This window comes from Burkholderia sp. ZZQ-2 (genome assembly GCF_050768715.1).
In the GTDB taxonomy this organism is placed as follows: domain Bacteria; phylum Pseudomonadota; class Gammaproteobacteria; order Burkholderiales; family Burkholderiaceae; genus Burkholderia; species Burkholderia cepacia.
Genome location: NZ_LDVA01000247.1, coordinates 13,436 through 39,947 on the forward strand (window position 1 = coordinate 13,436; position 26,512 = coordinate 39,947).

General features: G+C 67.4%; 25 protein-coding genes. 12 read left to right on the forward strand and 13 right to left on the reverse strand.

Going from position 1 to position 26,512, the window contains the following annotated elements:
• Positions 1–53 precede the first annotated feature (53 nt).
• The 3 genes from ABY44_RS17010 to ABY44_RS17020 all read right to left on the reverse strand — a co-directional run bounded on the left by ABY44_RS17010 (position 54) and on the right by ABY44_RS17020 (position 3,009).
• Positions 54–1,037, reverse strand: a complete 984-nt coding sequence (locus tag ABY44_RS17010) for a thiamine pyrophosphate-dependent dehydrogenase E1 component subunit alpha (RefSeq protein ID WP_060174303.1) — start codon at positions 1,035–1,037, stop codon at positions 54–56.
• 77 nt (positions 1,038–1,114) lie between these two features.
• Complete coding sequence (locus tag ABY44_RS17015; RefSeq protein WP_027787216.1) at positions 1,115–1,891, reverse strand: SDR family NAD(P)-dependent oxidoreductase; 777 nt, start codon at positions 1,889–1,891, stop codon at positions 1,115–1,117.
• Between the two features lie 59 nt (positions 1,892–1,950).
• Complete coding sequence (locus ABY44_RS17020; RefSeq protein ID WP_060174304.1) at positions 1,951–3,009, reverse strand: ATP-NAD kinase family protein; 1,059 nt, start codon at positions 3,007–3,009, stop codon at positions 1,951–1,953.
• 534 nt (positions 3,010–3,543) lie between these two features.
• On the opposite strand from ABY44_RS17020, the gene ABY44_RS17025 reads away from it, so the two are divergent.
• Positions 3,544–5,460: a sigma-54-dependent Fis family transcriptional regulator gene (locus ABY44_RS17025; RefSeq protein ID WP_059694561.1), complete on the forward strand. Its 1,917-nt coding sequence runs from the start codon at positions 3,544–3,546 to the stop codon at positions 5,458–5,460.
• A gap of 25 nt (positions 5,461–5,485) precedes the next feature.
• Here ABY44_RS17025 and ABY44_RS17030 read toward each other — a convergent pair whose 3' ends face one another.
• Together ABY44_RS17030 and ABY44_RS17035 are read right to left on the reverse strand one after the other, a co-directional pair.
• Positions 5,486–5,920 (reverse strand): carboxymuconolactone decarboxylase family protein, encoded by a 435-nt coding sequence (locus tag ABY44_RS17030; protein WP_059694562.1) that lies wholly within the window; start codon positions 5,918–5,920, stop codon positions 5,486–5,488.
• The gene (locus ABY44_RS17035) at positions 5,904–6,365 is read right to left on the reverse strand and encodes a MerR family transcriptional regulator (protein WP_431641436.1); all 462 of its coding nucleotides are present in this window, start codon (positions 6,363–6,365) and stop codon (positions 5,904–5,906) included. Before ABY44_RS17035 ends, ABY44_RS17030 begins: the two co-directional genes overlap by 17 nt.
• A gap of 290 nt (positions 6,366–6,655) precedes the next feature.
• Here ABY44_RS17035 and ABY44_RS17040 point away from each other — a divergent pair, with 290 nt between their 5' ends.
• Positions 6,656–7,267: a ComEA family DNA-binding protein gene (locus ABY44_RS17040; RefSeq protein ID WP_027787211.1), complete on the forward strand. Its 612-nt coding sequence runs from the start codon at positions 6,656–6,658 to the stop codon at positions 7,265–7,267.
• Between the two features lie 88 nt (positions 7,268–7,355).
• Entirely contained in the window at positions 7,356–7,787 is a 432-nt protein-coding gene (locus ABY44_RS17045; RefSeq protein ID WP_027787210.1) for a YidB family protein, read from the forward strand.
• 128 nt (positions 7,788–7,915) lie between these two features.
• On the opposite strand, the gene clpB is transcribed toward ABY44_RS17045, so the two are convergent.
• Together clpB and ABY44_RS17055 are read right to left on the reverse strand one after the other, a co-directional pair.
• Positions 7,916–10,513 carry an ATP-dependent chaperone ClpB gene (gene clpB / locus ABY44_RS17050; RefSeq protein WP_060174305.1) on the reverse strand — a complete coding sequence of 866 codons (2,598 nt, stop codon included), beginning with the start codon at positions 10,511–10,513 and terminating at the stop codon, positions 7,916–7,918.
• A gap of 146 nt (positions 10,514–10,659) precedes the next feature.
• On the reverse strand, positions 10,660–11,178 hold the full coding sequence (locus ABY44_RS17055) for an Rrf2 family transcriptional regulator (protein WP_027787208.1): 519 nt from the start codon (positions 11,176–11,178) through the stop codon (positions 10,660–10,662).
• Positions 11,179–11,432: 254 nt separating this feature from the next.
• Here ABY44_RS17055 and ABY44_RS17060 point away from each other — a divergent pair, with 254 nt between their 5' ends.
• Positions 11,433–12,002 (forward strand): group III truncated hemoglobin, encoded by a 570-nt coding sequence (locus ABY44_RS17060; RefSeq protein ID WP_060174306.1) that lies wholly within the window; start codon positions 11,433–11,435, stop codon positions 12,000–12,002.
• A gap of 79 nt (positions 12,003–12,081) precedes the next feature.
• On the opposite strand, the gene ABY44_RS17065 is transcribed toward ABY44_RS17060, so the two are convergent.
• The 6 genes from ABY44_RS17065 to ABY44_RS17090 all read right to left on the reverse strand — a co-directional run bounded on the left by ABY44_RS17065 (position 12,082) and on the right by ABY44_RS17090 (position 18,455).
• Positions 12,082–12,558, reverse strand: coding sequence for a molybdenum cofactor biosynthesis protein MoaE (locus ABY44_RS17065; RefSeq protein ID WP_060174307.1), 477 nt, complete (start codon positions 12,556–12,558; stop codon positions 12,082–12,084).
• A 10-nt stretch (positions 12,559–12,568) separates the two neighbouring features.
• A complete protein-coding gene (gene moaD, locus ABY44_RS17070; protein WP_011352296.1) occupies positions 12,569–12,826 on the reverse strand; it encodes a molybdopterin converting factor subunit 1 in 258 nt (85 codons plus the stop codon).
• Positions 12,827–12,845: 19 nt separating this feature from the next.
• On the reverse strand, positions 12,846–14,093 hold the full coding sequence (locus ABY44_RS17075) for a molybdopterin molybdotransferase MoeA (RefSeq protein WP_027787205.1): 1,248 nt from the start codon (positions 14,091–14,093) through the stop codon (positions 12,846–12,848).
• A gap of 276 nt (positions 14,094–14,369) precedes the next feature.
• Positions 14,370–15,821 carry a threonine synthase gene (thrC, locus tag ABY44_RS17080; RefSeq protein ID WP_027787204.1) on the reverse strand — a complete coding sequence of 484 codons (1,452 nt, stop codon included), beginning with the start codon at positions 15,819–15,821 and terminating at the stop codon, positions 14,370–14,372.
• Positions 15,822–15,835: 14 nt separating this feature from the next.
• On the reverse strand, positions 15,836–17,164 hold the full coding sequence (locus tag ABY44_RS17085; RefSeq protein ID WP_021156505.1) for a homoserine dehydrogenase: 1,329 nt from the start codon (positions 17,162–17,164) through the stop codon (positions 15,836–15,838).
• 52 nt (positions 17,165–17,216) lie between these two features.
• The gene (locus ABY44_RS17090) at positions 17,217–18,455 is read right to left on the reverse strand and encodes a pyridoxal phosphate-dependent aminotransferase (RefSeq protein WP_027787203.1); all 1,239 of its coding nucleotides are present in this window, start codon (positions 18,453–18,455) and stop codon (positions 17,217–17,219) included.
• Between the two features lie 315 nt (positions 18,456–18,770).
• Between ABY44_RS17090 and ABY44_RS17095 the strand changes: the two genes are divergently transcribed.
• The 8 genes from ABY44_RS17095 to ABY44_RS17130 form a co-directional block, all read left to right on the forward strand.
• Positions 18,771–19,145 (forward strand): Mth938-like domain-containing protein, encoded by a 375-nt coding sequence (locus tag ABY44_RS17095; RefSeq protein ID WP_027787202.1) that lies wholly within the window; start codon positions 18,771–18,773, stop codon positions 19,143–19,145.
• A 123-nt stretch (positions 19,146–19,268) separates the two neighbouring features.
• Positions 19,269–20,945 carry a glycosyltransferase family 39 protein gene (locus ABY44_RS17100; protein ID WP_060174308.1) on the forward strand — a complete coding sequence of 559 codons (1,677 nt, stop codon included), beginning with the start codon at positions 19,269–19,271 and terminating at the stop codon, positions 20,943–20,945.
• Between the two features lie 13 nt (positions 20,946–20,958).
• Positions 20,959–21,330, forward strand: a complete 372-nt coding sequence (locus ABY44_RS17105; protein WP_027787200.1) for an EamA family transporter — start codon at positions 20,959–20,961, stop codon at positions 21,328–21,330.
• A gap of 130 nt (positions 21,331–21,460) precedes the next feature.
• Positions 21,461–22,612, forward strand: coding sequence for a DegT/DnrJ/EryC1/StrS family aminotransferase (locus ABY44_RS17110; protein WP_027787199.1), 1,152 nt, complete (start codon positions 21,461–21,463; stop codon positions 22,610–22,612).
• A 6-nt stretch (positions 22,613–22,618) separates the two neighbouring features.
• The gene (locus ABY44_RS17115) at positions 22,619–23,656 is read left to right on the forward strand and encodes a glycosyltransferase (RefSeq protein WP_060174309.1); all 1,038 of its coding nucleotides are present in this window, start codon (positions 22,619–22,621) and stop codon (positions 23,654–23,656) included.
• Positions 23,653–24,600 (forward strand): formyltransferase, encoded by a 948-nt coding sequence (locus tag ABY44_RS17120; protein ID WP_060084266.1) that lies wholly within the window; start codon positions 23,653–23,655, stop codon positions 24,598–24,600. Before ABY44_RS17115 ends, ABY44_RS17120 begins: the two co-directional genes overlap by 4 nt.
• Positions 24,597–25,652, forward strand: a complete 1,056-nt coding sequence (locus ABY44_RS17125) for a bifunctional UDP-4-keto-pentose/UDP-xylose synthase (protein ID WP_006482864.1) — start codon at positions 24,597–24,599, stop codon at positions 25,650–25,652. The genes ABY44_RS17120 and ABY44_RS17125 overlap by 4 nt, the downstream gene beginning before the upstream one ends.
• A gap of 13 nt (positions 25,653–25,665) precedes the next feature.
• Positions 25,666–26,512 (forward strand): polysaccharide deacetylase family protein (locus ABY44_RS17130; RefSeq protein WP_431641442.1); only part of this gene is annotated, 847 nt, incomplete at its 3' end.

A 26,512-nucleotide genomic window follows, 5' to 3' on the forward strand; every position in this document is an offset into this window, starting at 1 on the left:
TCTGTCTCCTGGAATGTTCGGTTCGCCGTGTCGGCCGCGGTGTCAGGCCGCGCTCACGGGTACGACACGTAGACGTCGGTCAGCAGGTCGGCCGCGTCGGGCAGCGGCGCGGCCTTGGCCTGCGCGACCGCGTCGTCGATCAGCGCCTTCACCTGGGTATCGACCGCGCGCAGATCGGCGGTCGTCAACGCTTCGGCCCGCACGACGCGCGTCTCGAAATGCTTCAGGCAGTCCTTCTCGTCGCGCAGCTTCTGCACCTCGCCGGGTGCGCGATAGGTTTGCGCATCGCCTTCGAAGTGGCCGAAATAGCGCGTGAACTTCACCTCGACGAGCGTCGGGCCGCCGCCGTTGCGCGCGCGCTCGACGGCTTCGCCGAGCGCTTCGTGCACCGCGAAGAAGTCGAAGCCGTCGACGATCACGCCCGGCATCCCGAACCCGTTCGCGCGATCGGCGATGTTGTCGGTCGCGACCGACCAGCTCGACGACGTCGCTTCCGCGTAGCCGTTGTTTTCGGCGACGAAGATCGCGGGCAGCCGCCACACCGACGCGAGGTTCATCGATTCGAAGATCACGCCCTGGTTCGACGCGCCGTCGCCGAAGAAGCACACGCCGACGCCGCCCGTCTTCCTGTGCTTCGCCGCGAGCGCCGCGCCGCACACAAGCGGGCCGCCCGCGCCGACGATCCCGTTGGCGCCGAGCATCCCCATCGACAGGTCGGCGATGTGCATCGAGCCGCCCTTGCCGTGGCAGACGCCGGTTTTCTTGCCGTAGATCTCGGCCATCATCCCGTGCACGTCGACGCCCTTCGCGATGCAATGGCCGTGGCCACGGTGCGTGGTCGCGACGTAGTCGTCGAGGCCGAGGTGCAGTATCGTGCCGACCGCGGACGCCTCCTCGCCCGCGTACAGGTGAACGAAGCCGGGGATCTCGCCGGTCGCGAATTCGACGTGCAGGCGCTCCTCGAATTCGCGGATCGTGCGCATCAGCCGGTAGGCGTCCAGCAGCTTGTCCCTGCTGAGCTGTGTCGAAACGGTCATGTGTGTCTCCTGGGTAGGTCTGACTGCGAATGCCGCCGCGGCGATGCCGTGGCGACGGATTGCACGGCCTGCGGCCGTCAGTGGAACGTGAAGCCGCCGTCGACGTTCACGGCCTGGCCCGTCACGTTGTCCATCGTCGCGAAGAACAGCGCGAGCCGGCCCATGTCCTCCGGCGTCTGCGCGCGGCCCTGCGGGATCAGCGTCAACTGGTGCCGCTGCCACGATTCCTCGACCGTTTCGCCGTCGGCCTTCCATTCGTCGGACAGCCGGTCCCACATATAGGTACGGACGATGCCGGGGCAGATCGCGTTGACGGTCACGCCGTCGCGCGCAAGCTCCTTCGCGAGCGCGTTCGTGAAGCCGACGACCGCGAATTTCGATGCGCTGTAATGCGCGAGATTCGGAAAGCCTTCCTTGCCGGCGATCGACGCGACGTTGATGATCCGGCCGCGGCCCTGCGCCTTCAGGTGCGCGAGCGCCGCGCGGCAGCCGAGGAAGGTGCCCTTCGCGTTCACGTCCATCACGACATCCCAGTCGCGCTCGGTCAGTTCGGCGACCGGATGAATGCTGATCACGCCCGCGCAATTCACGAGGATGTCGAGCCGGCCGAGTTCGGCGAGCGCCTGCGCGACCATCGCGTCGACCTGCGCGGCCTGCGTGACGTCGACCTTCGCGACCGCCGCCCGCCGGCCGAGCGCGCGTACCTCGCGCGCGGTGGCGTCGAGCGCGTCGTCGAGCAGGTCGGCCAGCAGGACGTCGGCGCCCGCGCCGGCTAGCGTCAGCGCAATGCCGCGGCCGATGCCGCGCGCGCCGCCCGTGACGATGGCGACCTGTCCTTCGAGTGAAGCCGTCATGGCAATGTCTCCTTGAGGATCGTTATGGAAGTCGAAACGTCATGCGAAACAGCGGCGGCTCAGTCGTGCCACGCGCCGGCATCGCGCAGCAGTTGCCGCGACGACGCGTAACGCAGCGTGCGGCCGACATCGACCGTCAGCGGCCCGCGCCAGTCAAGCGAGATCTCGTAGCGATCGCCGCGCGCAACCTCGATCTCGCGTTCACCGTCGAACGCGAGCGTGCCGCGCTCGAACGGGATCGTCTGCCACGCGCCCGGCTCGAGCCGTTCGCAACTGCGCATCACGACGCGATCGACACGACCCGGCGCAATCGGTGCGACGAGCGGCGTGCCGGCCGCCTTGCCTTCGGCCGCGAAGCGCATCGCGAGCCCGTGCGGCGCGCTGCGTTCGAGCGGCGCCCACGCGCCGCCGAGCGCGGACAGGCCGATCCCGTCCGGTTCCGCGAACGTCAGGTAGAGCGCATCGATGTCGTCGGACCCCGAGATCGCACGGGCGCCGATGAAGCGCTGGCGCGCGGCGCACACGTCGACGAGCGCGATCTCCTCGCGCCCCGGCTGCGCGCCCGCCACGCAGCGCACGACCAGCCGCTTGTTGCGCGTAAACGCGACTTCGGCCGGCACCGCGCCGGTCGCGGCGAGTCCTGCCGCGACGCCCGCGACGGTTGCCTCGCGATGTTCGGGAAACGCGTTGTTGGTGCCGGTGGACAGCGCGACGAGCGGCGTCACGCCACAGTGCGCGGCCACGGCGCGATGCGTGCCGTCGCCGCCGAGCACGACGATCAGCGCGACTTCCATGCGGTGCAGGTACGCGGCACCGGCCTGTGTGTCGGCGACGGTATCGGTGATCGGCAGGTCGACGAATTCGACCTCGGGCCAGCGCTCGTGCGGCGCGACCGCGCGATGCGTGTCGATCGCGCGCAGCAGCAGCGTCGCGATGCCCGTGCGGTCGCGCAGCGTCAGCACGCGCTCGACGCCCATCGCGCCGAGGCCGGCCAGCAGGCGCACGATCATGTTCGCCTTCTCCGCCGTCGGAAACACGGAGGCATGCGTCGTGAGGCGGCGGATGTCGCGCCCCGATGCGGGGTTCGCGATCACGCCGACGGTAACGGGCGTCGTCACGGGTTCGTCTCCATCCAGTTGGCCGGCCCCGGCGCATTGCTGTACGCCGCGGCCCTGCCTGTCTCGTCCGCTGCCATCGCCGGGCGGCGGATCTTCATCGTCGACGCGACCGCGCCGACCTGCCCGTGATCTCTGCAAGCGGCGTGCCATCGAGGGTGCGATGTCCGTGAAACCCGTGTGCACGCTGGCGCGGCGGGCATGTCGACGCCGCCGGTTCGCTGCCGGAGCCACGGCGCGCGCGGCAATTCCGCCCGTTCGTCTCACCCCGTCGATGCGACGAAACGGCCGCCGCGACGCCGGTGCAAGCGCGCCGTTGCGCCCGCAAACCCCGCGCTGTCGCGGCGCCGCGCGGGCCGCGTCATGCCGGACGACCCGCGCATGCCGCACATGCGCGCGTCTCAGCGACACGAGACAGCGCGATACCGGTGAGACGAACGTCTCACGCCCGCCGCGTGCTGCGATGCAATGTGATCCGTCGAACGGGATGTGCTACAAGAACATCGCATTCCCCGCCGTACGGAACCGGAGCCGACCATGCCTTACGCCGTCCCCCAGGCCCAGCACGCCGACCGTGTGCTCGGCGCGCTCGCCGGACGCCTGCCCGCGCCGGCCGAATCCACGCGCCTCGTGTCATCGTGGCAACGGTCGCTCGAGCGCTACCGTCTCGACCCCGCTTCGTCGATCGGCCCGCGCGTGCTGACCGCGGCGGAGCTGCGCGAAGTGCGCGACAAGGAGGAGGCCTTCCTGCGCGCATCGGGCCAATGCCTGACGCGGCTGCACGACATGATCCGCGTCGCCGACTACTGCGTGATGCTGACCGACGCGCACGGCGTGACGATCGACTACCGGATCGACCGCGAGCGCCGCAACGACTTCCGCCACGCGGGGCTGCACATCGGCTCGTGCTGGTCGGAAAGCGAGGAAGGCACCTGCGGTGTCGCGAACGTGCTGACCGATCTCGCGCCGATCACCGTGCACAAGACCGATCACTTTCGTGCGGCCTTCACGACGCTCACCTGCAGCGCGGCGCCGATCTTCTCGCCGGGCGGCGAGCTGATCGGCGTGCTCGACGCGTCGGCCGTTCAATCGCCCGACGGCCGCGACAGCCAGCGTCTCGTCTATCAGCTCGTGCGGCAGAGCGCGGCGCTGATCGAGGACGGCTACTTCGTGCACAGCACCGCGCAGCACTGGATCCTGTTCGGGCATCCGAATCGTCACTATGTCGAAGCGCAACCCGAGTGGCTGATCGCGTTCGACGAATGCGGCAATATCGTCGCCGCGAACCGGCAGGCGCGCGACGCGCTACCGGCGTTGCGCGAACCGCGCCATATCGACGAGATCTTCGATGCGACCGAGATGCCGCTGCGCGATGCCGCGCGGCTCGATGCGATCGTCGCGCTGCGGCTGCGCGCGACCGGCGCGCCGCTCTATGCACGGCTGCGCGCGCCGCTACGGCGCACCGGCCGCGAGCCCGGCACGGCCTCGCGCCGCCCGGGCACCACGCAACGCCACGTCGGCGCGCTGACGCCGTTCCTGCACAGCAGTGACGCGCATATCGCGCAACAGGCCGAACTCGCGTTGCGGGTCGCGAGCAAGCGGCTGCCGATTCTCGTGCTCGGCGAGACCGGTGCGGGCAAGGAAGTGTTCGCGCGCGCGATCCACGACGCCGGCGCGCGGCGCGCGCGGCCGTTCGTCGCCGTCAACTGCGGCGCACTGCCGGAAGCACTGATCGAGAGTGAATTGTTCGGCTATGCGGCCGGTGCGTTTACCGGCGCGCGCAAGCACGGCGCGCGCGGCAAGATCGCACTCGCCGACGGCGGCACGCTGTTCCTCGACGAAATCGGCGACATGCCGCTCGCGCTGCAGACGCGCCTGTTGCGCGTGCTCGCCGATGGCGAGGTCGTGCCGCTCGGCAGCGATACGCCCGTGCGCGTCGATCTCGACGTGATCTGCGCGACGCACCGCGATCTCGCACGCATGGTGGCCGACGGCACGTTCCGCGAGGATCTGTACTACCGGCTGAGCGGCGCGACGTTCGAACTGCCGCCGCTGCGCGAGCGCGCGGACGTGCGCGACGTGATCGCCACCGTGTTCGCCGAGGAGGCGCAGGCAACCGGCCACGTGCTGACACTCGATGCAACGCTCGCGGAACAGCTCGCCGCGTATCCGTGGCCCGGCAACGTGCGGCAGCTGCGCAACGTGCTGCGCTATGCGTGCGCGGTGTGCGACGCCGCGCGCGTGACGCGACAGGATCTGCCGGCCGATATCGCCGCGCAGCTCGGCGGCGCGTCGACCGGCACTCTGCCTGACGACGAGCGCGGCCGCATCGTCGCCGCGCTCACCGCGCACCGCTGGCGGCCCGACGCCGCCGCGCAGGCGCTCGGCATCTCGCGCGCGACGTTGTACCGGCGCATCGCGAAGCACCGGATCGTCGCGCCGCACCGCGCGTGACGTGCGGGCGCCGACGCGTGCCCCGTCACGCGAGCTGCCCGACCGCGTCGTTCGCGTCGTTTGTCTCTCCGGCCGCTTCGTCGAGCCGCGCAAACACCTCGCGCGCCGCGAACAGCGCGTTGAGCGCGGCCGGGAAACCCGCGTATACGGACATCTGCATGAACACCTCGACGATCTCGTCGCGCGTGCAGCCCACGTTCAGCGCGGCCTCGATATGCACCTTCAGCTGCGGCTGCGCGTTGCCGAGCGCGGCCAGCGCCGAGATCGTCGCAATCTCGCGCGCCTTCAGGTCGAGTTGCGGCCGGCTGTAGATGTCGCCGAAGCCGAACTCGACCAGCAGCCGTGCGAAGTCCGGGGCGATCGGCGCGAGCGCCGCGATCACGCGTTCGCCCGCCTCCCCGTCGATTTCCTTCAGTTTGTTCCAGCCGCGCGTGTAGCGGTCTTCAACGAGTCGTTCCATGGTGTCCGTCCTGTTCCGATGGGGAGTGAGAGGGTTTTGCCCGTCGTGCCGCATCGCGCTCCTGTGCCTCGTAGTACGCGATCTTGTCGCTGATCACGTCGAGGCTCGCCTGCAGCTCCGCGAGATGCGCGCGCACCGCGTCGCGATGCGTGGCCAGCAGGCGGCGCCGCTCACCGAAGGTCGGCTCGCCCTGCGCGCGCAGCGCCGCGAATTCCTGCATCTGTGCGATCGGCATGCCGGTCGCCTTCAGGCGCATCACGAAGGCCAGCCAGTCAAGGTCGGCCGGCGCATAGAGCCGGTGCCCGGCCGCCGTGCGCGAAATCGCACGCAGCAGGCCGGCCTGCTCGTAGTACCGCAGCGTATGCGTCGACAAGCCGGTCAGCTCGGCGACTTGCCCGATCGTCAACGGACCGGTGGCGGAAGGTTTGGATACGGTTTTCGACATGGCAGGAACAAGGTTAGGAGTTAGAGTCAACTCTAAGTCAAGCGCTTTCGAACGGCCAGCGCGACGACGACCCACGACACCCCGCGACACCGTAAAGAATGGTCAAAACCGCTGCCCGGCGCGGGTTTCGGTCTTTACAGCGCCGCAAGCCTTCAGCAAGATTCGGTCAGCCTGTCTTAAAAAGGGCACGCATTTGTCCTATGCTTAACGGCAACGCCCGGCCAAGTCTCGCCCGCCGTCCGTTGCAACAGCCATTCATCCGTCAGAATCAGAACCAGGGAGCCTTTGCCATGCTGAAAAAGCTGCTGATGCTGTTCGTCGCGCTGTCGCTGTCACTCGCCGCAGGCCTTGCCGCGGCCGTCGAAGTCAACACGGCCGACCAGGCCGCGCTCGAATCCGTGAAGGGTCTCGGGCCCGTGAAGTCGAAAGCGATCATCGACGAACGCACCAAGAACGGCCCGTTCAAGGACGCGGACGATCTCGCGAACCGCGTAAAGGGCCTCGGCACGAAGTCGGTCGGCCATCTCGAGGAAAACGGCCTGACGATCGGCGGCTCGTCGACGCCGCCGAAGGGCGTGAAGCTGTCGAAGCCGGCCGCGACGACACCGGCGACCCCGTCGGCAACGACGTCGGCAGGCACCGCGTCGACGTCCACGACCACGACGGCCGGTACGACGGCCACTGCGCCGGCACCGGCGGCAAGCGCGCCGGACACGGCGGCGAAACCGGCCAAGGCCAAGCGCGCGTCGAAGAAGGAAAAGGCCGCCGCGGCCGCAGCGGCATCCGCCGACGCGGGTGCGAGCGCACCGGCCGCGGCGTCGTCGGCCAAGGCGACGAAGGGTTCGAAGAAGAAAAGCAAGAAGGACAAGGCAGCCTCCGCCGCCGCGGCGTCGGGCGCCTGATGTGCGCCGCGCGCGCGACGGCGTGCGCGCGGCATTCGTTCAACGGGCGTCGTCGTCACGACGCCCTTTTCAGTAAAGGTGAAGCACCATGGGTCTCCTCGACATCGTTGGCGGTCTGCTCGGCGGCCAGGCCGGCGGCAACTCGCAAAGCGCGCTGATCACGACCGCGCTCGAATTCATCAACAACCAGCCGGGCGGCCTGAACGGCCTGATCGAGAAGTTCAAGGCGGGCGGCGCCGGCGACATCATCGGTTCGTGGGTCGGCAACGGCGAAAACCAGCCGATCTCGGCAGACACGCTGCAGAACGTGCTCGGCTCCGACGTCGTCGGCTCGCTCGCGAGCAAGGTCGGCATCGATCCGTCGCAGGCTTCGTCGATCCTCGCGCAGGTGCTGCCGCACGTCGTCAACGGCGCGACGCCGAACGGCGAAGTGCCGGCAGGCGGCCAGATCGATACGTCGAACGTGCTCGGCGCGCTCACGCAACTCGCCGGCATGTTCGGCGGCAACAAGCAGGGCTGAGCCCGCACCACGCCGGCTGACAGCCCCGGCGGCGGTTTCGGCCGCCCCATAAGCAAACACCCCGCCGAGGCGGGGTGTTTGTTTTTGCGCGCCCGGCGCGAACCGGGCAAGCAGCCGATGGCAGGCGATCAGTGAACGACGCGGTCGAACACGAACTTGCCGTCGTTGACGTCGACCGGAATCACGTCCTTCGGACCGAAACGGCCCGCGAGGATGAGCTTCGCGACCGGGTTCTCGATCTCCTGCTGGATCGCGCGCTTCAGCGGCCGCGCACCGAACAGCGGGTCGTAACCGACCTTGCCGATCTGTTCGAGCGCCGCCGGCGACACGTCGAGCGCCATGTCGAGCTTCGCGAGCCGGTCGTGCAGGCGGGCGAGCTGGATCTTCGCGATCGACTCGATGTTGCTGCGGTCGAGCGCATGGAACACGACGACGTCGTCGATCCGGTTCAGGAACTCGGGGCGGAAATGCTGCTTCACCTCGAGCCACACCGCGTCCTTGATCTCTTCCTGCGGCGCCCCCGTCATCGCCTGGATCACCTGCGAGCCGAGGTTCGACGTCATCACGATCACCGTGTTCTTGAAGTCGACCGTGCGCCCCTGCCCGTCCGTCATGCGGCCGTCGTCGAGCACCTGCAGCAGCACGTTGAACACGTCCGGATGCGCCTTCTCGATCTCGTCGAGCAGGATCACGCTGTACGGCTTGCGGCGCACGGCTTCCGTCAGGTAACCGCCTTCCTCGTAACCGACATAGCCCGGCGGCGCGCCGATCAGCCGCGCGACGCTGTGCTTCTCCATGAACTCGCTCATGTCGATGCGGATCAGGTGCTCTTCCGAATCGAACAGGAACGACGCCAGCGCCTTGCACAGTTCGGTCTTGCCGACACCCGTCGGACCGAGGAACAGGAACGAGCCGTACGGACGGTTCGGATCGGCGAGACCCGCGCGCGAACGGCGGATCGCGTCGGCCACCGCGCCGATCGCCTCATGCTGGCCAACCACGCGCTCGTGCAGCTTTTCCTCGATGTGCAGCAGCTTCTCGCGTTCGCCCTGCATCATCCGCGACACCGGAATCCCGGTCGAACGCGACACGACTTCCGCGATTTCCTCGGCGCCGACCTGCGTGCGCAGCAGGCGCGGCCGCGTCGGGTTGTGCTGCTCCTGCTCTTCGGCCTGCGTGACCTGCTTCAGCTGCGCCTCGAGCTGCGGCAGCTTGCCGTACTGCAGTTCGGCGACCTTCTCCAGCTTTCCGTCGCGCTGCAGCCGCGCGATGTCCGCACGCACCCTCTCGATCTCTTCCTTCAACTGCGCGCTGCCCTGCACCGCGGCCTTCTCGGCGGTCCAGATCTCCTCGAGGTCCGCATATTCGCGGCCGAGGCGCTCGATCTCTTCCTCGATCAGTTGCAGGCGCTTCTGCGACGCTTCGTCCTGCTCCTTCTTCACGGCTTCGCGCTCGATCTTCAGCTGGATCAGCCGGCGGTCGAGCTTGTCCATCTCTTCGGGCTTCGAATCGATTTCCATCTTGATCTTCGAAGCGGCTTCGTCGATCAGGTCGATTGCCTTGTCGGGCAGGAAACGATCGGTGATGTAGCGGTGCGACAGTTCGGCCGCGGCGACGATCGCCGGATCGGTGATGTCGACGCCGTGGTGCAGTTCGTACTTCTCCTGCAGCCCGCGCAGGATCGCGATCGTCGCCTCGACGCTCGGCTCGTCGACGAGCACCTTCTGGAAGCGGCGCTCGAGCGCGGCATCCTTCTCGATGTACTTGCGGTATTCGTCGAGCGTGGTCGCGCCGATGCAGTGCAGCTCGCCGCGCGACAGCGCCGGCTTCAGCATGTTGCCCGCATCCATCGCGCCTTCGGCCTTGCCCGCGCCGACCATCGTGTGGATTTCGTCGATGAAGACGATCGTCTGGCCTTCGTCCTTCGCGATGTCGTTGAGCACCGCCTTCAGGCGCTCCTCGAATTCACCGCGATACTTCGCGCCGGCGAGCAGCGCGGCCATGTCGAGCGACAGCACACGCTTGCCCTTCAGCGTCTCGGGCACTTCGCCGTTGACGATCCGCTGCGCGAGCCCTTCGACGATCGCCGTCTTGCCGACGCCCGGCTCGCCGATCAGCACCGGGTTGTTCTTGGTGCGGCGCTGCAGGATCTGGATCGAACGGCGGATTTCGTCGTCGCGGCCGATCACCGGATCGAGCTTGCCCGCACGGGCGCGCTCGGTCAGGTCGACCGTGTACTTCTTCAGCGCCTCGCGCTGGCTTTCCGCATCCTGGCTGTGCACCTGCGAGCCGCCGCGCACCGCGGCGATCGCGGCTTCGAGCGACTTGCGCGTGAGGCCGTGCTGGCGCGCGAGCTTGCCGGCTTCGCCCTTGTCGTCGGACACGGCGAGCAGGAACATCTCGCTCGCGATGAACGTGTCGTTGAGCTTCTGCGCTTCCTTGTCGGCCTGGTTCAGCAGCCCGGCCAGTTCGCGGCCGATCTGGATGTCGCCGCCCGTACCCGTCACTTGCGGCAGGCGCGAGATCGCTTCGTTCAGCGCGCCTTGCAGCGCCTGGATGTGAACACCCGCGCGCGACATCAGCGAGCGGGCGGAACCGTCCTGCTGCGCGACTAGCGCGGCCAGCACGTGAACGGGTTCGATGTATTGATTGTCGCGGCCAGCCGCAAGGCTTTGCGCGTCAGCGAGTGCTTCCTGGAACTTGGTGGTGAGCTTGTCGATTCTCATTTTGTCGAGACCTCCAATTTTCGATTAACACCAAGATAAGGATGGTTATGCGGCTTTCAAGCGAAATTTGGGTTGATTCAGCGCAAAAATCGATGGATATCCTCGAAGCGGCCCCGGGACGGGCCGCGGAGCGCGGCGCTCGCGTATCAGCCGGCCGTCGACGGCGGCTCGACGGACACGGGCGCGTCTTCCGGCAACGGCGCGGCGGGATGCACGCGCACGACCGGGCGAATGCCGAGCAGCGCCATGAGCGGCGCAGCGGGTTCGACCAGTTCACCGAGCGTGTGACGGTCGAGTTCGGCGAAGAACGCATCGCGCGCGGCCGCCAGCACGCCCTTGAGGCGACACTGCGGCTCGATCACGCAGCCGCGCGACTCACCTTCGGCCGCAAAGCAGCCGACCAGCGCGAAGTCGCTCTCGGTTGCGCGCACGACCTCACCGACGGTCAGTTGCAGCGATTCGGGGAACAGCCTCAGCCCGCCATTGCGGCCGCGAACGGTGTCGACCCACCCCAGCTCGCCGAGCTGCTGCACGACTTTCATCAGATGGTTCTTCGAGATGCCGTAGGCGTCCGAGATCTCCTGGATCGTCGCGAGTCCCTCGCCGCGCACGGCAAGGTAAAGCATCACGCGCAGCGAATAGTCGGTGTAGTCGGTGAGTCTCATGGATGAATACGGAAGAGATCGATCGTGTCCCAATTACGTGAGCCGGGCCAATCGGGATGCGCACGGGGCCGGTCGACAGCCCTGTTCCGCGGCCCCGGGTTGCCGGGAGGGCGCGCGCACAATAAGATGCGTGACATCTACACGTTTTTCAGGGGTCGTTGGTCGCTATTTTGCGTCAAAATCCGGCCGGCGTCCTGCACGATGCCCGCGCCGCCGCCCCGTCGTTGTCTGTCTCTCCCGGCCCCCTTTTTGCCATGACCGTCCTGCCCGCCTCGCCCGATACCGCACCGGCCCGCCCTCACGACGCCGAGCCGACCGAAGAGAACATCCGCGATCTCGTCTACGCGTTCTACGACCGCGTGCGCATCGATCCGCTGCTCGGGCCCGTGTTCGACGCAAAGCTGGCCGGCCGCTGGGACGACCACCTGCCGAAGATGGTCACGTTCTGGTCGAGCCTCGTGCTCGGCACCAAGGGCTATCGCGGCAACGTGCAGCAGGCGCACCAGCCGCTCGACGGGATCGAGCCGGCCCATTTCAGCCGCTGGCTGTCGCTGTTCCTGAAGACCGTCGAGGCGCGCTACGCACCGCCCGCGGCGATCCGCTTCATGGAACCGGCCCTGCGGATCGCACAGAGCCTGCAGTTGAGCCGCTTCGGCTGGGATTACCGGATTCCGCCCGAGCAGCAGGCGCTGCTCGACGCGATCGCACCGCGCCGCCGCGGCGGGGACGACGGGGGCGACGATCCGCACGCGCTGCCGTCGCGTGCCCGCGGCGAGCCGTTTCCAACGAAGATCATCGGGCGCAGCACCGATCCGGACGCGTAACGGATTGCCATCACGGGTTGCCGTCACGCGCGGCGCTTGCGCGCATGCGGCGCCTTGCCGCACGATGCCGACGCCGCGCTCAGCGCCGCGTATTGCCCGATTCGATCCCCCAGCGCGCGAGCGCGGCATCGTCGGCGCTGCGCGCGTCGACCCAGCGCTCGCCGTCCGGCGTGGTTTCCTTCTTCCAGAACGGCGCTTCGGTCTTCAGGTAGTCCATCACGAACTCGCACGACGCAAACGCGTCGCCGCGGTGCGACGCAACCGTGGCGACCATCACGATCTGGTCGAGCGGCAGGAGCCTGCCGACGCGATGCACGATCGCGACGTCGATGCCCGGCCAGCGTCGGCCGGCCTCGGCCGCAATCTTCTCGAGCGCCTTCTCGGTCATCCCCGGATAGTGCTCGAGTTCCATCGCGGCAACCGCATCACCTTCGTTCAGATCGCGCACCGTGCCGACGAAGCACGCGACCGCGCCGATCTTCGGGTTGCGCGCACGCAATGCCGCGACCTCGGCGTTCAGGTCAAAGTCGTCGGTCTGGATTCGTACCGTTGCCATCGCCGGTGCCTCAACCGCCCGTCACCGGCGGAAAGAACGCCACTTCGCAGCCTTCGGTGAGCCGCGTATCGGGATCGGTCATCTCGTGATTGCACGCCATGCGCAGCGCGCGCCCTTCCGCGAGCGTCTCGGCCCATGCCCCGCCGCGCACGCGCAGCCATGCGCGCACGTCGCCCACGGTCGTGACGCTGTCCGGCACGTCGGCCTGCTCGTCGGCAACACCCAGTGCCTCGCGTACGCTTGCAAAAAATTTCAGCTGAATCTTCATGGTTCGGGAAGCCGTCGCGTTACGACAGCAGTTCGGAAAACGGAATGAAACGTACGGTCTCGCCGGCGCTGATCGCGTGCTGCGGCGGATTGTCGATCAGGCCGTCGCCCCACACCGTCGACGTCAGCACCGCCGAACTCTGGTTCGGGAACAGGTCGAGGCCGCCGGCCGCGTTCACGCGGGCACGCAGGAATTCGTTGCGGCGGTCGCCCTTGCCTTGCGAGAAGTCGGCGCGCAGCGACAGCGCGCGCGGCGCGACGTCGCGCACGCCGGACAGGCGCAGCAGGAACGGCCGCACGAACAGCAGGAACGTGACGAAACTCGATACCGGGTTGCCGGGCAGCCCGATGAAGTGCGCATCGGGGCGATCGTCGCCACGGCGCACCGCGCCGTAGGCAAGCGGCTTGCCGGGCTTCATCGCGATCTGCCACAGCGCGAGCCGCCCTTCGGCCTCGACGGCCGGCTTCACGTGATCCTCGTCGCCGACCGACACGCCGCCGCTCGTCAGGATCACGTCGTGATCGCGCGCGGCCGCGCGCAGCGTGTCGCGCGTCGCGGCGAGCGAATCGGGCACGATCCCGTAGTCGGTCACGTGGCAGCCGAGCCGCTCCAGCAGCCCGCGCAACGTGAAGCGGTTCGAGTTGTAGATCGCGCCGGGCTTCAGCGGCTCGCCCGGCATCGTCAGTTCGTCGCCGGTGAAGAACACCGCGACGCGAATCCGCCGCGCGACCGGCAACTGCGCGCAGCCGACCGATGCGGCAAGACCGAGCGCCTGCGGCGTGAGCCGCGTGCCGGCCGGCAGGATCACCGAGCCCTGCCGGATATCCGCGCCCTGCGCGGTGATCCATTCACCGGCCTTCGGCGTGTGCAGGATCTCGACCGCGTCGCCGTCGGCCGACGCCTGCTCCTGCATCACGACAGCGTCGGCGCCGGGCGGCACCGTCGCGCCGGTGAAGATCCGCGCGGCCGTGCCGGCTGCGAGCGGCGCGGCCGGATGGCCGGCCGGAATGCGCTGCGACACCGGCAAACGCCGCTCGCCATGCAGCAGGTCGGCGACGCGCACCGCATAGCCGTCCATCGCGCTCGTATGCATCGGCGGCACGTCGAGCGGCGAGCTCACGTCGGCCGCCAGCACGCGGCCGAGCGCATCGAGCGTGGCGACGGTTTCGACGCCGGGCAACGGCTTCGCGGCATCGAGCAGCGCGGCGAGCGCCTCGGCGGTCGACAGCATCGGCGCGCGCGGCGCCGCGGGATTGGGGTTCGACATCGATGGAATCGGGGATCGTTGGATGCAATACGCCATTGTAGCGACGCCGTCGCGCGGGCGCGCGATATGGCGGACATGCGGAAACTGTGATTCGCGCGAGCGCGCGGGTCTGGCACTTGTTTCACGCGCGATGCCGGTTTGACGGCAGCCGCGCGGCGGGATGCCGAACGCCTGCACGGCGCGGCACCGCCAAACGAAACGGCCGGAACCCCGATCCGTTCGACGAATCGGCATTCCGGCCGTCCTGCACAGCCGGGCTCTCGGCCCGGCCATGCGTCATGCGCCCGTATGGGCGGCGATGAAGTCCTTCACCTGCTGCGCGTCGGCCTTCACGACCTCGAAACGCTGCGGCAGCGCCTCGAGCCCGTCGAATGCGGCCGGACGCTCGGCTTCGCGATCGAGTGCCTCGCGAATCGTCTCGCCGAACTTGATCGGCTGTGCGGTCTCGAGCACGACCATCGGCACGCCCGCGTCGAGATGCTCGCGCGCGACCTTCACGCCGTCGGCCGTGTGCGTATCGATCATCGTGTCGTAACGCGAGAACACGTCGCGGATCGTCGCGATGCGGTCCGTGTGGCTGCTGCGGCCCGACACGAAACCGAACTCGGCGACCCGTGCGAAATCGCCGCTCGCCGCGAGATCGAAGCCGCCTTTCTCCTCGACGTCGCGGAACAGCTGCATCACGCGCGCCGGATCGCGGCCGAGCAGGTCGAACACGAAGCGCTCGAAGTTCGATGCCTTCGAGATGTCCATGCTCGGGCTGCTCGTGTGATAGGTGTTCTCGGCGCTGCGCACGCGATACGCGCCCGTGCGGAAGAACTCGTCGAGCACGTCGTTCTCGTTGGTCGCGACCACGAGCTTCGCGATCGGCAGGCCCATCATCCGCGCGATGTGGCCCGCGCAGACGTTGCCGAAATTACCCGACGGCACCGTGAACGACACGCGCTCGTCGTTGGACTGCGTTGCCGCGAAGTAGCCCTTGAAGTAGTACACGACCTGCGCGACGACGCGCGCCCAGTTGATCGAGTTGACCGTGCCGATCTTCTGCCGCGCCTTGAACGCGTGATCGTTCGACACCGCCTTCACGATGTCCTGGCAGTCGTCGAACACGCCTTCGACCGCGAGGTTGAAGATGTTCGGATCCTGCAGGCTGAACATCTGAGCCGTCTGGAACGCGCTCATCTTCTTGTGCGGCGACAGCATGAACACGCGCACGCCGGCCTTGCCGCGCATCGCGTATTCGGCCGCGCTGCCCGTGTCGCCGGACGTCGCGCCGAGAATGTTCAGCGTCTGCCCGTGCTTCGCGAGCGTGTACTCGAACAGGCTGCCGAGCAGCTGCATCGCCATGTCCTTGAACGCGAGCGTCGGGCCGTTCGACAGTTCGAGCAGCGACAGCGCCGCGCCGTTCTCGGTGCCGAGCGTCTTCAGCGGCGTGATGTCGGACGCGTTCTCGCCGTGGCGCGTGTTGCGGTACACGTCGGCCGTGTACGTGCGGCGCGTGATCGCGCGCAGGTCGTCGGCCGGCACGTCGTCGCAGAACTTCGACAGGATCTCGAACGCGAGATCCGCATACGACAGCGTGCGCCAGCGCGCGAGCTCGTCGGCCGACACCTTCGGATATTCGGACGGCAGGTACAGCCCGCCGTCCTTCGCGAGGCCGCCGAGCAGGATGTCGGAGAACGTGTGGCGCTCGCCGATGCCGGCGCCGCGCGTGGAGATGTAGTTCATGTCGCCTTCCGTCCTCAGTTCAGCGCTTCCATGCGCAGCTTCGTTACCTTCGAGACCACCGTCGAGAGGCTCTCGATCTGCGCGATCGCCGCGTTGACGTTCTTCTCGACCGTCTCGTGCGTGATCAGGATGATGTCGGTCTCGCCGTTCGCGCCGTCGATCTGCTCCGATTCCTTCTGCAGCAGCGCGTCGATCGAGATGCCCGACGCGGCGAGGATGCGCGTGATGTCGGCCAGCACGCCCGTCTGGTCGGCGACGCGCAGGCGCAGGTAGTAGCCGCTCGTCACTTCCTCGATCGGCAGGATCGGCGTGTTCGACAGGCTGTCCGGCTGGAACGCGAGATGCGGCACGCGATGCTCGGGGTCCGCCGTGTGCAGGCGCGTGACGTCGACGAGATCCGCGACCACGGCCGACGCGGTCGGCTCCGCGCCCGCGCCCTTGCCGTAATACAGCGTCGTGCCGACCGCGTCGCCGTGCACGACGACCGCGTTCATCGCGCCCTCGACGTTCGCGAGCAGGCGCTTTTCCGGGATCAGCGTCGGGTGCACGCGCAGCTCGATGCCGTTTGCGGCGCGGCGCGCGATGCCGAGCAGCTTGATCCGGTAGCCGAGTTCTTCCGCGTAGCGGATGTCGGTCGCGTCGAGCTTGCTGATGCCCTCGACGTATGCGCGGTCGAACTGCACCGGCACGCCGAACGCGATCGCGCTCATGATGGTCGCCTTGTGCGCGGCGTCGACGCCTTCGATGTCGAAGGTCGGATCGGCTTCCGCGTAGCCGAGCTCCTGCGCGGCCTTCAGCGCGGTCGCGAAGTCGAGCCCGCGATCGCGCATTTCCGACAGGATGTAGTTGGTCGTGCCGTTGATGATGCCCGCGATGTACTGGATGCGGTTCGCGGTCAGGCCTTCGCGCAGCGCCTTGATGATCGGGATGCCGCCGGCGACGGCCGCCTCGAACGCGACCATCACGCCCTTCGCGCGCGCGGCCTCGAAGATCTCGGTGCCGTGCACCGCGAGCAGCGCCTTGTTGGCCGTCACGACATGCTTGCCGTTCGCGATCGCGCGCAGCACGAGGTCGCGCGCGATGCCCGTGCCGCCGATCATCTCGGCGACGATTGCGATCGACGGATCATCGACGACCGCGTTGAAATCGTCGGTGATCTGCGCAGCGCCGGCATCGCCGCCGAGCGCAGCCAGCGCCTTGGCCGGGTTGCGCACCGCAATGCGCGTCACCTCGATGCCGCGCCCCGCGCGTCGCTTGATTTCTTCCTGGTTGCGGCCCAGCACCGTGAAGGTGCCGCTGCCCACCGTGCCGAAGCCCAACAGGCCAACTTTGATCGGTTCCATGCTGCGTGTGATCGATGAGTAAGAAGTAGTAAGTGCCGTGTGGTCCTGCCGCTCAGGCCGAATGGCGCTTGCGGTAGCCGTCGAGGAAGCGTGCGATCCGGTTGATCGAATCGGTCAGGTCGTCGAGGTTCGGCAGGAAGACCACGCGGAAGTGGTCCGGCGTCGTCCAGTTGAAGCCCGTACCCTGCACGAGCAGTACGCGCTCCTCGAGCAACAGGTCGAGAATGAACTGCTGGTCGTTCTGGATCGGATAAAGCTTCGGGTCGAGGCGCGGGAACATGTACAGCGCGGCCTGCGGCTTCACGCAGGTCACGCCCGGGATCGACGTGAGCATGTCGTACGCGAGTTCGCGCTGCTTGTACAGGCGCCCGCTCGGCATGATCAGCTCGTTGATGCTCTGGTAGCCGCCGAGCGCCGTCTGGATCGCGAACTGCCCGGGCACGTTCGCGCACAGGCGCATCGACGACAGGATGCCGAGCCCCTCGAGGTAATCCTTCGCGCGCCGGCGGTTGTCGCCGCCGAGGCCCGACACGGCCATCCAGCCCGCGCGGTAGCCGCACGAGCGATAGCTCTTCGACAGGCTGTTGAACGTGACGGTGATCACGTCCTCCGACAGCGACCCCAGCGCCGTATGCTCGAGGCCGTCGTAGACGATCTTGTCGTACACCTCGTCAGCGAACACGATCAGCCCGTGCTGGCGCGCGATCTCGAGCAGTTCGAGCAGCAATTCGTCCGAATAAAGCGCGCCCGTCGGGTTGTTCGGGTTGATCACGACGATCGCCTTCGTGTTCGGCGTGATCTTGCGGCGGATGTCGTCGAGATCGGGCATCCACGCGTTCTGCTCGTCGCAGATGTAATGCACCGGCGTGCCGCCCGACAGGCTGACCGCCGCCGTCCACAGCGGGTAGTCGGGCGCGGGCAGCAGCACTTCGTCGCCGTCGTTCAGGAGCGCCTGGGTCGCCATCACGATCAGCTCGGACGCGCCGTTGCCGATGTAGATGTCGTCGAGGCCGACGCCCACGACACCCTTTTCCTGCGTGTAGTGCATCACGGCCTTGCGGGCCGAGAACACGCCCTTCGAATCCGAATAGCCGGACGACGTCGGCAGGTTGCGGATCATGTCCTGGATGATCTCGTCCGGCGCATCGAAACCGAACGGCGCGAGGTTGCCGATGTTCAGCTTGATGATGCGGTGGCCTTCTTCCTCGAGGCGCTTCGCGTGCTCGAGCACCGGGCCACGGATGTCGTAGCAGACGTTGAGCAGCTTGTTCGACTTCTGAATCGGTTTCACGACGACACGGTTCCTGGGTTGGCCTTGCGGCCGGGGGGACGGGATCAAAACTGGAAAGCGGCCGGTCTGTGCGCGCTGTCTAGACTGGGGAAAAGCGGGCGGTCGGGCGCGGCTTGTGGCGACGCGCGACGCAAGTGGCGCCCGGGGGCGACCAAAAAGTTATAATTTAGCGGATTTTGGCCGACTTTCGCAATGCACCATAGCCGCGCCGGGCCCACGCCGTCAGGCGTCCCGCGTGCCCGGGCAAGCGAAACCGGCCCTCCGGGCCCCTGTGGCCCTGCGACACATTCCCCTACGGAACCGCGGAATACCGATTTGAAACTGCACCAGGACACGAGCGGCGCGCTCAACACCGTCACCGGCTACGGCCCCGATTACGTCGACGTCAATCTCGAACGCCATGAAACGAGCGTCATCGTGCTGCCCGGCGCGCCGGTCCAGATGTGGCCGGTGTCGTCGTTCGACGCGCTCGCGCCCGAGCATTTCGCGATGCTGCTCGACCCGACGCCCGAACTCGTCATCTTCGGCAGCGGCGCACGGCTGCGCTTCCCGCACCCGCGGCTCGTCGCGGCGCTCACGGCCAAGCGGATCGGCGTCGAGACGATGGATTTCCAGGCTGCCTGCCGCACCTACAACATCCTGATGGCCGAAGGCCGCAAAGTCGCCGCCGCGCTCTTAATTGAACGTTAATCCCCGATGCGGTAAAACTCGGGCCGGCGCAGCGGGTCGATCCCCGGATCGGCCCGGCCAGGCCGCCCGCCCCCGGCGCAACCCGCCGGCGGCCCGTCACAACAACCAACAGGCTGAAAATCCATGAACGATACGCCGTCGAGGCTACCGCTCAACCGCATCACGCTCGTCCTCCTCGTCGTCGCGCTCGCGATCGTCTGGTTCGCGCCGCTCGGGCTGCGCCACCTGATCCCGAGCGACGAAGGCCGCTACGCGGAAATGGCGCGCGAGATGTTCGTCACCGGAGACTGGATCACGCCGCGCTACAACGGCTACAAGTACTTCGAGAAGCCGCCGCTGCAGACCTGGATGAACGCGCTCACGTTCGCGTGGTTCGGCATCGGCGAATGGCAGGCGCGCCTCTACACGGCCCTCGCGAGCTTCGCCGGCGTGCTGCTGGTCGGCTTCACGGGCGCGCGCCTGTTCAACCCGCTGTCGGGCTTCCTCGCCGCCGTCGTGCTCGCGGCGTCGCCGTACTGGAACCTGATGGGCCACTTCAACGCACTCGACATGGGCCTTGCGTTCTGGATGGCGCTGTCGCTCTGCTCGCTGCTGCTCGCGCAACGGCCCGGGCTGCGCCCGGCCGCGGCGCGCGGCTGGATGTGGGCGTGCTGGGCCGCGATGGCGTTCGCGGTGCTGTCGAAGGGCCTCGTCGGCCTGATCCTGCCCGGCGCCGTGCTCGTGCTCTATACGCTGATCGCGCGCGACTGGGCGCTCTGGAAGCGCCTGTACCTGGTGAGCGGCCTCGTGATCTTCTTCGCGATCGTCACGCCGTGGTTCGTGCTCGTCCAGCAGCGCAACCCCGAGTTCTTCAACTTCTTCTTCATCGTCCAGCAGTTCCGCCGGTACCTGACCCCGGAACAGAACCGTCCGGGCCCGCTCTACTACTTCGTGCCCGTGCTGCTGGTCGGCTTCCTGCCGTGGCTGTCGGTTGCGTGGCAGAGCATCCGCCATGCGCTGCGGATGCCGCGCCAGCCGAACGGCTTCTCGCCGATGCTCGTGCTGCTGATCTGGAGCGCATTCATCTTCCTGTTCTTCAGCGCGTCGCATTCGAAGCTGATCTCGTACGTGCTGCCGGTCGCGCCGGCGCTCGCGCTGATCATCGGCGCGTACCTGCCGCTGATGACCGCCGACCGCTTCCGCCGCCACCTGCTCGGCTACCTCGTGTTCTTCGTCGCCGCGGCGTTCGGGATCATCTTCCTCGCGTACCAGGGCGATGCCCGCACGCCGAACGCGCTGTACCGCGCGTTCCAGATGTGGCTGTACGCGGGCCTCGCGGTCGCGGCCGCGCTGACGCTCGCGGCCGCCTGGCTGAACCGCCGCGCGGGCGTCGCCGCCGCGCTAGCCGCGTTCGGCGCCGCGTGGCTCGCCTTCGGCACGATCGGCGGCACCGGGCACGACGAGTTCGGCCGCTACAGCTCGGGCGCGCTGCTCGCGCCGACGGTGCGCGCCGAGCTGGCGAAACTGCCGCCCGACACGCCGTTCTACTCGATCGAGATGCTCGATCACACGTTCCCGTTCTACATGGGCCACACGACGATCATGGTCCAGCGCCGGGACGAGCTCGGGTTCGGCATCTCGATGGAGCCGAACAAGTGGATTCCGACCGTCGACGAATGGATCACGCGCTGGAAGCAGGAAACCCATGCGCTCGCGATCATGCCGCCCGGCCAGTACGACGCCCTGGTCAAGCAAGACGTGCCGATGCGCGTGATTGCGCGCGACAACCGTCGCGTGATCGTCGAGAAACCGCAATCGTAAGGACGCCCATCGCATGAATCCCGTTTCGCTCGTCTGCATCGTCACCGGCGTGATGCTCAACGCCGTTGCGCAACTGCTGCTGAAGGCCGGCGTCAACGCCGTCGGGCACTTCGAATTCAGCCGTGCGAACATCATCCCGGTCGGGCTGAAGATCGCCACCCAGCTGCCGATCATCGGCGGCCTCGGCTGCTACGTGCTGAGCGTCGTGGTCTGGATCCTCGGGCTGTCGCGGGTCGACGTGTCGATCGCGTACCCGATGCTGTCGCTCGGCTACGTCGTCAACGCGTTCGCGGCCTGGTACCTGTTCGGCGAGGTGCTGTCGGTCCAGCGGCTCGTCGGCATCGGCATCATCCTGATCGGCGTGCTGGTGCTCGCGCGAAGCTGAGCATGCCCCGCCGCGTTAAGCGTCCGCCTACAAAAAATCACGGTGCGTTTCCGCCAACCGGTGTTTAATGCCGGTTTCGGCCGGGATCGCCCGACCCTTTTATTACACGCCATTACAGGCCAAAGCGTACATGAGCCAGACTACCGCTCCGTTTCTGCCGTTCACCCGCCCCGAGATCGATGAGGAAACCATCCAGGGCGTCGTCGAAGTGCTGCGTTCGGGCTGGATCACCACGGGCCCGCAAAGCCAGAAATTCGAAGCGGCGCTGTCCGAATACTGCGGCGGCCGTCCCGTCCGCGCGTTCAACTCGGGCACCTGCACGCTCGAGATCGGCCTGCGCATCGCGGGCGTCGGCCCCGGCGACGAGGTGATCACGACGCCGGCGTCGTGGGTCTCGACCAGCAACGTGATCCTCGAGACGGGCGCGACGCCCGTGTTCGCCGACATCGATCCCGTCACGCGCAACATCGACCTCGACAAGCTCGAGCAGGCGATCACGCCGCGCACGAAGGCGATCATCCCGGTGTTCCTGTCCGGCCTGCCGGTCGACATGGACCGCCTGTACGCGATCGCGCGCGCGCACAAGCTGCGCGTGATCGAGGACGCCGCGCAGGCGTTCGGTTCGACGTGGAACGGCAAGCGCATCGGCGCGATCGGCGACATCGTGTCGTTCAGCTTCCACGCGAACAAGAACCTCACGACGATCGAAGGCGGCGCGCTCGTGCTGAACAACGAGGAAGAAGCGACGCTCGCGCAGAAGTACCGGCTGCAGGGCATCACGCGCACGGGCTTCGACGGGATGGACTGCGACGTGCTCGGCGGCAAGTACAACCTGACCGACGTCGCCGCGCGCGTCGGCCTGGGCCAGCTGCCGCACCTCGAACGCTTCACCGCCCAGCGCCGCGCGCTCGCACGCGCGTATTTCGCCGCATTCGACGGCAGCGCGGCCGTGAAGCTCGGCGTCGGCCTGCCGGTCGCCGAATTCGAGAACGGCAACTGGCACATGTTCCTGATCACGCTGCCGCTCGAGCGGCTGACGATCACCCGCGCCGAGTTCATGGCGCAGATGAAGGAACGCGGCATCGGCACGGGCATCCACTACCCGGCGATCCATCTTTTCACGCTGTACCGTGCGCGCGGCTTCAAGGAGGGCATGTTCCCCCACGCCGAACGGTACGGCGCGTCGACCGTCACGCTGCCGCTCTTCACGCAGATGACGGAAGGCGATGTGCGTCGCGTGGTCGACGCCATCAACCAGATTTGCGAACAATACGGAAATTAAGCGTACATGAGTCACCTTGAAGCACGCGCCGGGCATCCGGGCGCCGGGCACCTGGACGCAGGCCGTCCCGAAGTATCGGTCATCATCCCCGTGTACAACGAGGAAGACGGCCTCGCCGCGCTGTTCGCGCGGCTGTATCCGGCGCTCGACGCACTCGACACGTCATACGAAGTGATCCTGATCAACGACGGCAGCCGCGACCGCTCGGCCGCGATGCTCGCCGATCAGTTCCACGTGCGTCCCGACACGACGCGCATCGTGCTGCTCAACGGCAACTACGGCCAGCACATGGCGATCCTCGCCGGCTTCGCGCAATCGCGCGGCGAGATCGTCATCACGCTCGACGCCGACCTGCAGAACCCGCCCGAGGAAATCGGCAAGCTGATCGCGAAGATGCGCGAGGGCTACGACTACGTCGGCTCGATCCGCAAGCAGCGCCAGGACAGCCTGTGGCGGCGCAAGGCGTCGCAGATGATGAACCGGCTGCGCGAGCGCATCACGCGCATCAAGATGACCGACCAGGGCTGCATGCTGCGCGCGTACAGCCGCCGCATCATCGATACGATCAACGTGTGCGGCGAAGTCAACACGTTCATCCCCGCGCTCGCCTATACGTTCGCGCAGAAGCCGACCGAAATCGAGGTCGCGCACGAGGAGCGCTTTGCCGGCGAATCGAAGTACTCGCTGTACAGCCTGATCCGGCTGAACTTCGACCTCGTGACGGGCTTCTCGGTCGTGCCGCTGCAGTGGCTGTCGTTCATCGGCGTGATCCTGTCGCTCGGCTCCGCCGCGCTGTTCGTGCTGCTGCTCGTGCGACGCTTCATCGTCGGCGCGGAAGTGCAAGGCGTGTTCACGCTGTTCGCGATCACGTTCTTCCTGCTCGGCGTGATCATCTTCGCGCTCGGCCTGCTCGGCGAGTACGTCGGCCGCATCTACCAGCAGGTGCGCGCACGGCCGCGCTACCTGATCCAGGCCGTGCTCGAGCAACACGACGGCGTGCCGCCGGTGTCCGCCGGCGCGAACCGCACGGGAGCCGGGCAATGAAACCGCGCGCAGTCGTCTTCGCGTATCACAACGTCGGCGTGCGCTGCCTGCAGGTGCTGCTCGCGCGCGGTGTCGACGTCGCACTCGTCGTCACGCACGAGGACAACCCGAACGAGAACATCTGGTTCGGCAGCGTCGCATCGGTCGCCGCCGAGCACGGGATCCCGGTCGTCACGCCGGCCGATCCCGCCGATCCGGCGCTGCGCCGCGCGGTGTCCGACGCGCAGCCCGATTTCATCTTCTCGTTCTACTACCGTCACATGCTGCCGGTGGACCTGCTCGCGATCGCGCCGCGCGGCGCGTACAACATGCACGGCTCGCTGCTGCCGAAATACCGGGGTCGGGTACCGACCAACTGGGCCGTGCTGAACGGCGAGACCGAAACCGGCGCGACGCTGCACGAGATGGCCGCGAAGCCCGACGCGGGCGCGATCATCGCCCAGACCGCGGTGCCGATCCTGCCGGACGACACGGCCACGCAGGTGTTCGACAAGGTCACGGTGGCCGCCGAGCAGACGCTCTGGCGCGTACTGCCCGCGCTGCTCGCGGGCGAGGCGCCGCACCTGCCGAACGATCTCGCGACCGGCAGTTACTACGGCGGGCGCAAGCCCGAAGACGGCCGCGTCGACTGGTCGAAGCCGGCCGCGCAGGTCTACAACCTGGTGCGCGCGGTCGCGCCCCCGTATCCGGGCGCGTTCACGGACGTCGACGGCACGCGTTTCGTGATCGCGCGCGCGCGCCTCGCGGCGCCCGGCAGCGCGGCAGCGGCCGCCGCGGCAGATTTGCCGCCCGGCCTGCACGTAAGCGATAATGCGCTATTCGGCGTCTGCGGCGACAGCCGCGCCCTATCCATTCTCGAGCTGTGGCAGCAGCGCGACGGCAGCGAAACCGTCGTGACGCCCGCGGAATTCGCGCAGTTCATTCATTCTTCCCGTCATTCATGAAAGCAAAAAAAGTCCTGATCCTGGGTGTGAACGGCTTCATCGGCCATCACCTGTCGAAGCGCATTCTTGAAACCACCGATTGGGAAGTGTTCGGCATGGACATGCAGACCGATCGGCTTGGCGACCTCGTCAACCACGAGCGGATGCATTTCTTCGAAGGTGACATCACGATCAACAAGGAGTGGGTCGAGTATCACGTGAAGAAGTGCGACGTGATCCTGCCGCTCGTCGCGATCGCGACGCCCGCCACTTATGTCCAGCAGCCGCTGCGCGTGTTCGAACTCGACTTCGAGGCGAACCTGCCGATCGTGCGTTCGGCCGTCAAGTACGGCAAGCACCTCGTGTTCCCGTCGACCTCAGAGGTCTACGGCATGTGCTCGGACGAGCAGTTCGACCCGGATGCATCGGCCCTCACCTACGGCCCGATCAACAAGCCGCGCTGGATCTACGCGTGCTCGAAGCAGCTGATGGACCGCGTGATCTGGGGCTACGGGATGGAAGGCCTGAACTTCACGCTGTTCCGCCCGTTCAACTGGATCGGCCCGGGCCTCGACTCGATCTACACGCCGAAGGAAGGCAGCTCGCGCGTCGTCACGCAGTTCCTCGGCCACATCGTGCGCGGCGAGAACATCAGCCTCGTCGACGGCGGTTCGCAGAAGCGCGCGTTCACCGACATCGGCGACGGCATCAGCGCGCTGATGAAGATCATCGAGAACAAGGACGGCGTCGCGTCGGGCAAGATCTACAACATCGGGAATCCGAAGAACAACTTCTCGGTTCGCGAACTCGCGCACAAGATGCTCGAACTGGCGGCGGAATTCCCCGAATACGCCGATTCGGCCAAGCAGGTGAAGCTCGTCGAGACGACGTCCGGCGCGTACTACGGCAACGGCTACCAGGACGTGCAGAACCGCGTGCCGAAGATCGACAACACGATGCAGGAGCTCGGCTGGGCACCGCAGGCGACGTTCGACGACGCGCTGCGCAACATCTTCGAAGCGTATCGCGGCCACGTCGCCGACGCGCGCGCGCTCGTCGAGCAGCAAGGCTGAGCGGGACGTTCGCTTGGCTCGCATCGTCCTCAAGATCGACGTCGACACGCTGCGCGGCACGCGCGAAGGCGTGCCGAACCTCGCGCGCATCTTCGACCGCTTCAGTGCGCGCGCGACTTTCCTCTTCAGCCTCGGGCCCGATCACACGGGCTGGGCGCTGCGGCGCGTGTTCCGCCCCGGCTTCCTGAAGAAGGTGTCGCGCACGTCGGTGGTCGAACACTACGGCGTGAAGCAGCTGATGTACGGCGTGCTGCTGCCGGGCCCCGACATCGGCCGCCGCGCGATCGCCGACATGCGCGCGATTCACGAGGCCGGCTTCGAATGCGGGATCCACACGTGGGATCACGTGTACTGGCAGGACAACGTCCGTGCGCGCGATCGCGACTGGACCGCGCGTGAAATGCAGAAGAGTCACGCGCGCTTCATCGAGATCTTCGGCGCGCCGCCCGTCACGCACGGCGCGGCCGGCTGGCAGATGAACGATTCCGCGTTCGAGCAGATCGACGCATGGGGGATGCGCTACGCATCCGACGGCCGCGGCCATTCGCCGTACCTCCCCGTCGTCAACGGCCGCACGCTGTCGCACGTGCAGATGCCGACCACGCTGCCGACGCTCGACGAAGTGCTCGGCATCGACGGCGTCGACACGCACAACGTCGCCGCGCACATCCTCAAGTTCACCGAAACCAATCCGCACGACCAGGTGTTCACGCTGCATGCGGAACTGGAAGGCCAGAAGCTCGCGCCCGTGTTCGAGCAACTGCTCGCTGGCTGGCGCGCGCAAGGCCACACGTTTGCGACGATGGGCGACTACCACGCGACGCTGGACCGCGACTCGCTGCCATCGTACCCTGTCACGT

Bases quoted from the DNA above. Each gene is read 5' to 3' on its own strand.
- ABY44_RS17010 (WP_060174303.1), bottom strand. From the start codon at position 1,037: ATGACCGTTTCGACACAGCTCAGCAGGGACAAGCTGCTGGACGCCTAC.
- ABY44_RS17015 (WP_027787216.1), bottom strand. From the start codon at position 1,891: ATGACGGCTTCACTCGAAGGACAGGTCGCCATCGTCACGGGCGGCGCG.
- ABY44_RS17025 (WP_059694561.1), top strand. From the start codon at position 3,544: ATGCCTTACGCCGTCCCCCAGGCCCAGCACGCCGACCGTGTGCTCGGC.
- ABY44_RS17030 (WP_059694562.1), bottom strand. From the start codon at position 5,920: ATGGAACGACTCGTTGAAGACCGCTACACGCGCGGCTGGAACAAACTG.
- ABY44_RS17035 (WP_431641436.1), bottom strand. From the start codon at position 6,365: ATGTCGAAAACCGTATCCAAACCTTCCGCCACCGGTCCGTTGACGATC.
- ABY44_RS17040 (WP_027787211.1), top strand. From the start codon at position 6,656: ATGCTGAAAAAGCTGCTGATGCTGTTCGTCGCGCTGTCGCTGTCACTC.
- ABY44_RS17045 (WP_027787210.1), top strand. From the start codon at position 7,356: ATGGGTCTCCTCGACATCGTTGGCGGTCTGCTCGGCGGCCAGGCCGGC.
- clpB (WP_060174305.1), bottom strand. From the start codon at position 10,513: ATGAGAATCGACAAGCTCACCACCAAGTTCCAGGAAGCACTCGCTGAC.
- ABY44_RS17055 (WP_027787208.1), bottom strand. From the start codon at position 11,178: ATGAGACTCACCGACTACACCGACTATTCGCTGCGCGTGATGCTTTAC.
- ABY44_RS17060 (WP_060174306.1), top strand. From the start codon at position 11,433: ATGACCGTCCTGCCCGCCTCGCCCGATACCGCACCGGCCCGCCCTCAC.
- ABY44_RS17065 (WP_060174307.1), bottom strand. From the start codon at position 12,558: ATGGCAACGGTACGAATCCAGACCGACGACTTTGACCTGAACGCCGAG.
- moaD (WP_011352296.1), bottom strand. From the start codon at position 12,826: ATGAAGATTCAGCTGAAATTTTTTGCAAGCGTACGCGAGGCACTGGGT.
- ABY44_RS17075 (WP_027787205.1), bottom strand. From the start codon at position 14,093: ATGTCGAACCCCAATCCCGCGGCGCCGCGCGCGCCGATGCTGTCGACC.
- thrC (WP_027787204.1), bottom strand. From the start codon at position 15,821: ATGAACTACATCTCCACGCGCGGCGCCGGCATCGGCGAGCGCCACACG.
- ABY44_RS17085 (WP_021156505.1), bottom strand. From the start codon at position 17,164: ATGGAACCGATCAAAGTTGGCCTGTTGGGCTTCGGCACGGTGGGCAGC.
- ABY44_RS17100 (WP_060174308.1), top strand. From the start codon at position 19,269: ATGAACGATACGCCGTCGAGGCTACCGCTCAACCGCATCACGCTCGTC.
- ABY44_RS17105 (WP_027787200.1), top strand. From the start codon at position 20,959: ATGAATCCCGTTTCGCTCGTCTGCATCGTCACCGGCGTGATGCTCAAC.
- ABY44_RS17110 (WP_027787199.1), top strand. From the start codon at position 21,461: ATGAGCCAGACTACCGCTCCGTTTCTGCCGTTCACCCGCCCCGAGATC.
- ABY44_RS17115 (WP_060174309.1), top strand. From the start codon at position 22,619: ATGAGTCACCTTGAAGCACGCGCCGGGCATCCGGGCGCCGGGCACCTG.
- ABY44_RS17120 (WP_060084266.1), top strand. From the start codon at position 23,653: ATGAAACCGCGCGCAGTCGTCTTCGCGTATCACAACGTCGGCGTGCGC.
- ABY44_RS17125 (WP_006482864.1), top strand. From the start codon at position 24,597: ATGAAAGCAAAAAAAGTCCTGATCCTGGGTGTGAACGGCTTCATCGGC.